5 protein-coding genes are annotated in these 5,207 nt (G+C 40.7%); 1 reads left to right on the top strand and 4 read right to left on the bottom strand.

Going from position 1 to position 5,207, the window contains the following annotated elements; all coding sequences use genetic code 11:
• Positions 1-308 precede the first annotated feature (308 nt).
• From WB217_RS02850 to gpr, 3 genes are all read right to left on the bottom strand, one after another.
• Complete coding sequence (locus WB217_RS02850) at positions 309-641, bottom strand: YqxA family protein (protein WP_423990464.1); 333 nt, start codon at positions 639-641, stop codon at positions 309-311.
• Positions 642-662: 21 nt separating this feature from the next.
• The gene (spoIIP, locus tag WB217_RS02855) at positions 663-1,868 is read right to left on the bottom strand and encodes a stage II sporulation protein P (protein ID WP_423990466.1); all 1,206 of its coding nucleotides are present in this window, start codon (positions 1,866-1,868) and stop codon (positions 663-665) included.
• 216 nt (positions 1,869-2,084) lie between these two features.
• On the bottom strand, positions 2,085-3,209 hold the full coding sequence (gpr, locus tag WB217_RS02860) for a GPR endopeptidase (RefSeq protein WP_423990468.1): 1,125 nt from the start codon (positions 3,207-3,209) through the stop codon (positions 2,085-2,087).
• Positions 3,210-3,432: 223 nt separating this feature from the next.
• Between gpr and rpsT the strand changes: the two genes are divergently transcribed.
• Entirely contained in the window at positions 3,433-3,693 is a 261-nt protein-coding gene (gene rpsT, locus WB217_RS02865) for a 30S ribosomal protein S20 (RefSeq protein WP_035209610.1), read from the top strand.
• Between the two features lie 98 nt (positions 3,694-3,791).
• Here rpsT and holA read toward each other — a convergent pair whose 3' ends face one another.
• The gene (gene holA, locus WB217_RS02870; protein ID WP_423990471.1) at positions 3,792-4,814 is read right to left on the bottom strand and encodes a DNA polymerase III subunit delta; all 1,023 of its coding nucleotides are present in this window, start codon (positions 4,812-4,814) and stop codon (positions 3,792-3,794) included.
• Between the last annotated feature and the right edge of the window lie 393 nt (positions 4,815-5,207).

The raw sequence follows: 5,207 nt of genomic DNA on the forward strand, positions 1-5,207 counted from the left end.
AATAAGCGTCATTAGCACTCATAATTTCCATTATCTTACTTTCCTGGACGCTAATAGGCTTCATCAGTGTTCGAATTTTCCATATTATTACTTCTCTGAGTACTAATATGTATCATTAGCGCTCAAGATTACCATTATCTAACTTTTCCAGAGGCCAATAGGCTTCCTTGATGACCTATTTCACCCCGCCCGCGCTTTTCCAGGTACCAATCAGCTTCATTGGTCACTTGTCTTTCTCCATCCACCCATTTTGGGTCACCTGTATCGATTCTACAAACAGAAAAACAGCGGGCCATAACCCGCTGCTTCTACTTCCTTGTTAGCAAATCCACTGTTTTTTCGATTACATAAGAGGTTCCTTCAGCGAGGTTTTTGCCTATTGATGAGAAAAAATTGAATGCTTTCATTTCCTCTAGTTTTTTTCTTTTTTGCTCGAGGTCATGGCTAGAGACATCATTGCCCAGTATCGCGCTCTTAATTGATCCATCTTCCTCTTCTTTAATCGTAAAAGCACTTTTGAATTCCGGATCTTCATAACCCTTCATTTTATGGATCCCTTCATTTGCCTGCTGCATGCCGAACAAAACGGATATGAACATTAAGGAAGCAAGCATGATGCTTTTCAGCATAAACATTTTCATCTCAATCACCTAGCCAAATATTTATTTCTTATCCGGCGGCTGTTGTGCAGGTGCACCTACTTTTTCTGCCTGCCAGTAAAATTCGCTGAAGACATCGGCCAGTGCATCTGCTGAACGGTTCAACTCTTCAAAAGTATTATCTACCCCGCCGAACTCAATTAAAATTGCATTTTGCGATAAATCCTGGTTGAATTTCCCATTCGTTGTTGCGCCCTTTTTCTCGACGACTCCTCTGCTAAGACCTTTGCCATATTTTTTATCCAGAAGATGGTGAAGCTCTTTCGCTAATGCAAGATTCTTTTCATGGTTTGCATTTTCTCCGCCGATGACAAAGGCGACTTTGGCATATGATTTCCCATTGATTTGAATGGTCGTTTTCTCTTTGCGGTACCCATCCCGGTGGATATCGATAAAATATTGCAGATTCCGGTCGCCAGTCATTGCGGCTTCGACAACTGGCCGTGATTCCTGATAAGCTTTGCCAAATCCGAGACCCTTCTTATTCAAGTTGGCCATTACATCGGTTTTATCAACAGTTGTTCCGATTCCACGTTTCTCAAGACCCGCCTTCAGCTGGTCGCCGACTTTAGTAACATTGACTTTTGAATGATATGCTTTATCCGGGTCTGTTACACCCTTTAAGTACGGAAGATATGATTCCCTCGTGTGTGTAAAATAAATATATACTGCTTTCCGTCCTCCAGTAGTTAAAGGCGGAGCTCCTGTATCATTCTGAGGGACAGGTGGAAGTTCATCGGTATTTTGCAATGCAGCCTCCTGGTCAGCTTTCAATATTTCAACAGGAGGTGCGGATTCCATTGGCATGTTCGTATAATTAGTACCTTCACCAGCTACAAGTATTTTCCCATCAAACAGTGAGAATCCCGGCAATTCCCTACCGAGCAAGCTCCTGGGGTCATCAAGATTAATATTGGTAGACAGTTTGAACATCACCGTCGACAGCTTAGGAGCTTCACTGTCTTTAGGCAGCGCTTCTAGAAATTGGTGGTTCTCCCACCCCATCAGTGAGAACAGCAGCTGGCCATTCAGATTCATAGCTGCCTGATTAACTGAATCGGACGATATTCGATATTCAGGACGGAGTGAAGTCATGACTCCACTGATTGAAAATATGCCAATGAGAAAGATTACAAATGCTAGGGCCGCTTTTACAAGATCGGTACCTTGGACTGCTACAATTATTCCAGATCGTTTACTAAGTCTCATTGTTCCACCTCTCTGTGCAAGTCTAGTAAATGTTATGACTTTGCTAGAGAAGATAGAACCAGTAATCTGATCTTAATGACATTGAAATAATTGTTGAAGTTTCCTCTTTGATAATCAATTATTCCTAATTCTAAATCGTTGTTTTTTTCTAAAGTCTGTGTTTGAGCTTTTTATTAAAAAAGTTCATTGGGACTAGCAGAAGTAAAGGATTACCACCTAATGTGTATACATGCCTGCATTATCCTGATCAATGTTTGAGTGGAGTGCAGAATTAAGACCACCGGCTATTAGATTCGCCATATCCTCAATGAAAACATCAACCTCTTTCGGTGTGACCATCAAATTATGTCCTAAAGGAGATAGGACTTCGTAAATCAGCTTGCGTTTTTCCTCGTCTTCGAGAGTGCCGATCATTCCTAGAAATGTTTGACGGTGCTGAGTTTCTGGAAGATCCTCTTCGGTAAGCTTCTTTCTTTTTCCGAAGCTCATTCCCGCTGGAACGAGTGACCTTGAAGGTTTATTTCCTTCCCTCAATTCCTTGCCAAAATGCTTAAGGATAAAATCAATCGTATCACTTGTGATTGACACTGCATCAACTACAGTTGGGACGCCGATTGCAATTACTGGGATTCCAAGTGTTTCTTTACTCAACTCTTTTCTTTTATTCCCGACGCCAGACCCTGGATGGATGCCAGTATCAGAGATTTGAATCGTCGCGTTGACTCTTTCTATTGATCTGGAAGCAAGTGCATCAATCGCGATCACAAAATCCGGCTTTGTTTTTTCAACAACCCCAAATATAATGTCTGATGTCTCTATTCCCGTCAGGCCCATAACTCCAGGAGATAATGCACTTACAGGGCGGTAACCCTCATCCACTTGCTCTGGCTGCAGTTCGAATAAGTGCCTTGTAACAAGCAGATTTTCGCATACAAGCGGCCCAAGGGCATCAGGGGTTACATTCCAATTCCCCAACCCAACCACAAGGCATGAAGCATCCTTGTTGATTCCTGCTTGCTTTAGGAACTGAGCAAATTCCGAAGCAAAAACCTTTTCTACCTTGCCTTGAAGTTCGCTGTCCTGCTGGCGAATCCCGACAACCTCAATCGTTAAATATTGCCCCTTCTTTTTGCCAAGGTTTTTTTCACCATCTGCTGTTACCTCAACTAGCGAAATTTTTATATCATTCTCTTCTTTTTCTTTAATGATCACGCCTTCAATGTGTGAAAGATTTTCCTGTGAATGGACTGTTGCCGCCTGGTCTGCGAGCACCATTTCCCTTGCCTCTACTGCCAGGTCTGTCCTGATTGAATACATGCTCAAATCTACGGATTCCTTCATTGTCGCATTCCTCCACATACAGTTTGGCTGTTGCCAGCATACTATTGCCTATCTTTTCCTTTTACATAAAAAAACATTCACGATACACTAGAGTTAAATTAAAGCAGAGTATTGCATTATTAACCCCTATTTGATAAAATATCATTTGTTCTTAATAAATAAGAAATGTACTGGAAATGTCGAGTTCCATAAAATCTCGATGCTTTTTTAGGAGGTGAACGGAATGCCAAACATTAAATCTGCAATCAAACGCGTAAAAACTAGTGAAGCGAGCAAAGCTCAAAACATTACTGTAAAATCTTCTATGCGTACAGCAGTTAAAAAAGCAGAAGCAGCAATCGTGAACAACGATACTGAAGCAAAGGTTTCTTTTGCTGAAGCAGCTAGCAAGCTAGACAAAGCAGCAGCTAAAGGTCTGATCCACAAAAACGCAGCTTCCCGCAAAAAAGCCCGTTTAATGAAAAAATTAAACGCTAATGGCTAATTTTAAATGCTAATAAAAAAACGACCTTTATGGTCGTTTTTTTATTTTGTATTATTATTTTTTAGGAAAAACAAAAAAGAATTTACATGTTAAAAATACTATTTTCTTCCATTGATCTGAAACAGAATCATTTCGATCAGCATTTCTTTTCTCATTCCGCCTGTCTTCATTTTGTAATCAGCATCTGCCAGCAGTTTTATAATCCTCATCAATTCTTCTTCTGAAAAAGAACCTGCCTGTCCTGCAGCAAGTTTTACCCTGAAGGGATGAATTTTCAGTGTTCCAGCTATCTGCTGCTGGCCATATCCTTTTCGGGATAATTCCTTTACTTGATAGATTAGCCTGATCTGGCCAGTAATGACAGAAAGGATCTTTATCGGTTCTTCGTTTTGTTTTAATAAGTCATAATAAATCCTCAATGCACCTTCAACATTCCGGTGGACAACCTTGTCTACCAGGGTGAAGATATTTTGCTCAAGCGACCGAGCTGTCAGTCTGTCGACTATTTCTTTGTTGATTGAACGGCTTTCTCCTGCATATAGGGCTAGCTTATCTATTTCTGAAGTGAGCATGAACAGATTTGCTCCAGCTAGCGATAATAACAGTTCAATAGCATCTTTTTCAATTTCAACACCACTTAAGGATGCTCTTTCTTTTACCCATGTAACTAATTCTTGTTCGGTTAACTTTTTTGCTTCAATAACGGCAGCTTTTCTTTTTAACTCTTTGGTGATTTTCTTTCGTTCGTCCAATTTTTCATAAGGTGCAGAAAAAACGACTATTGAATATGGTGCAGGCTGTGAAATATATTCCTCAAGCTTTCCAAGGTTATGTTCTACCTTCCCTTTAGACTTTTCTGAAGTCAAAAAGACAGGGTTCTGCAGTATAACCAATCTCTTCTCTCCCATGAAGGGAAAGGTTTCCGCATCTTCCAATGCTACTTCGATCGGTGTTTCTTCTAAATCATAGACGGATAAATTAAAATCCTTTTCTTCATCATCCAGAACATGTTCAATTAACAGCTGCTTTGTTTCATTAATTAAAAAAGCTTCTGTTCCAAACAATAAGTAAACGGGATCTATCTGTTTTTTGCTTATTTTTTTCCAAATGTCCAATACCAATGTCTTTCGCTCCGTTCGTACAGTTTTGCCATATATCTATCGTAAAGAAGCTTGGACATTTTGACAAGCATTCTAAGGGAATTGGCCGCACCTTTCCGGACCAATTCCCCTATTTATATTGAACGCTGGAATATAAGGCCTAGGATACTTATATAACAGCGGTGCATCGAAGTTAAGATTATTTTAGCCCTAAGCGGGAAAAGTATTTGTGACAACTCTTGTCAAATTCGAAAATCGGAAGCGCCTTGGTCAGTCCCGCCAGGCATAAAACGACCTGCGAGGAGAAAGTTCCCCTGCCCCCACAACTAGCCTCTTGAGACCCGAGGGAGGGGCAGGCGCGTGAGCAGGGCAATTTTTTATTTGTCGGATGCCTTTTACATCAAATTTAGCTGG

The organism is Mesobacillus sp., assembly GCF_049588175.1.
Taxonomy (GTDB): domain Bacteria; phylum Bacillota; class Bacilli; order Bacillales; family Cytobacillaceae; genus Mesobacillus.

What these genes read in the sequence shown, in the direction of transcription:
- gpr (WP_423990468.1), bottom strand. Translation starts at nt 3,209, where the DNA reads ATGAAGGAATCCGTAGATTTGAGCATGTATTCAATCAGGACAGACCTG.
- rpsT (WP_035209610.1), top strand. Translation starts at nt 3,433, where the DNA reads ATGCCAAACATTAAATCTGCAATCAAACGCGTAAAAACTAGTGAAGCG.
- WB217_RS02850 (WP_423990464.1), bottom strand. Translation starts at nt 641, where the DNA reads ATGAAAATGTTTATGCTGAAAAGCATCATGCTTGCTTCCTTAATGTTC.
- spoIIP (WP_423990466.1), bottom strand. Translation starts at nt 1,868, where the DNA reads ATGAGACTTAGTAAACGATCTGGAATAATTGTAGCAGTCCAAGGTACC.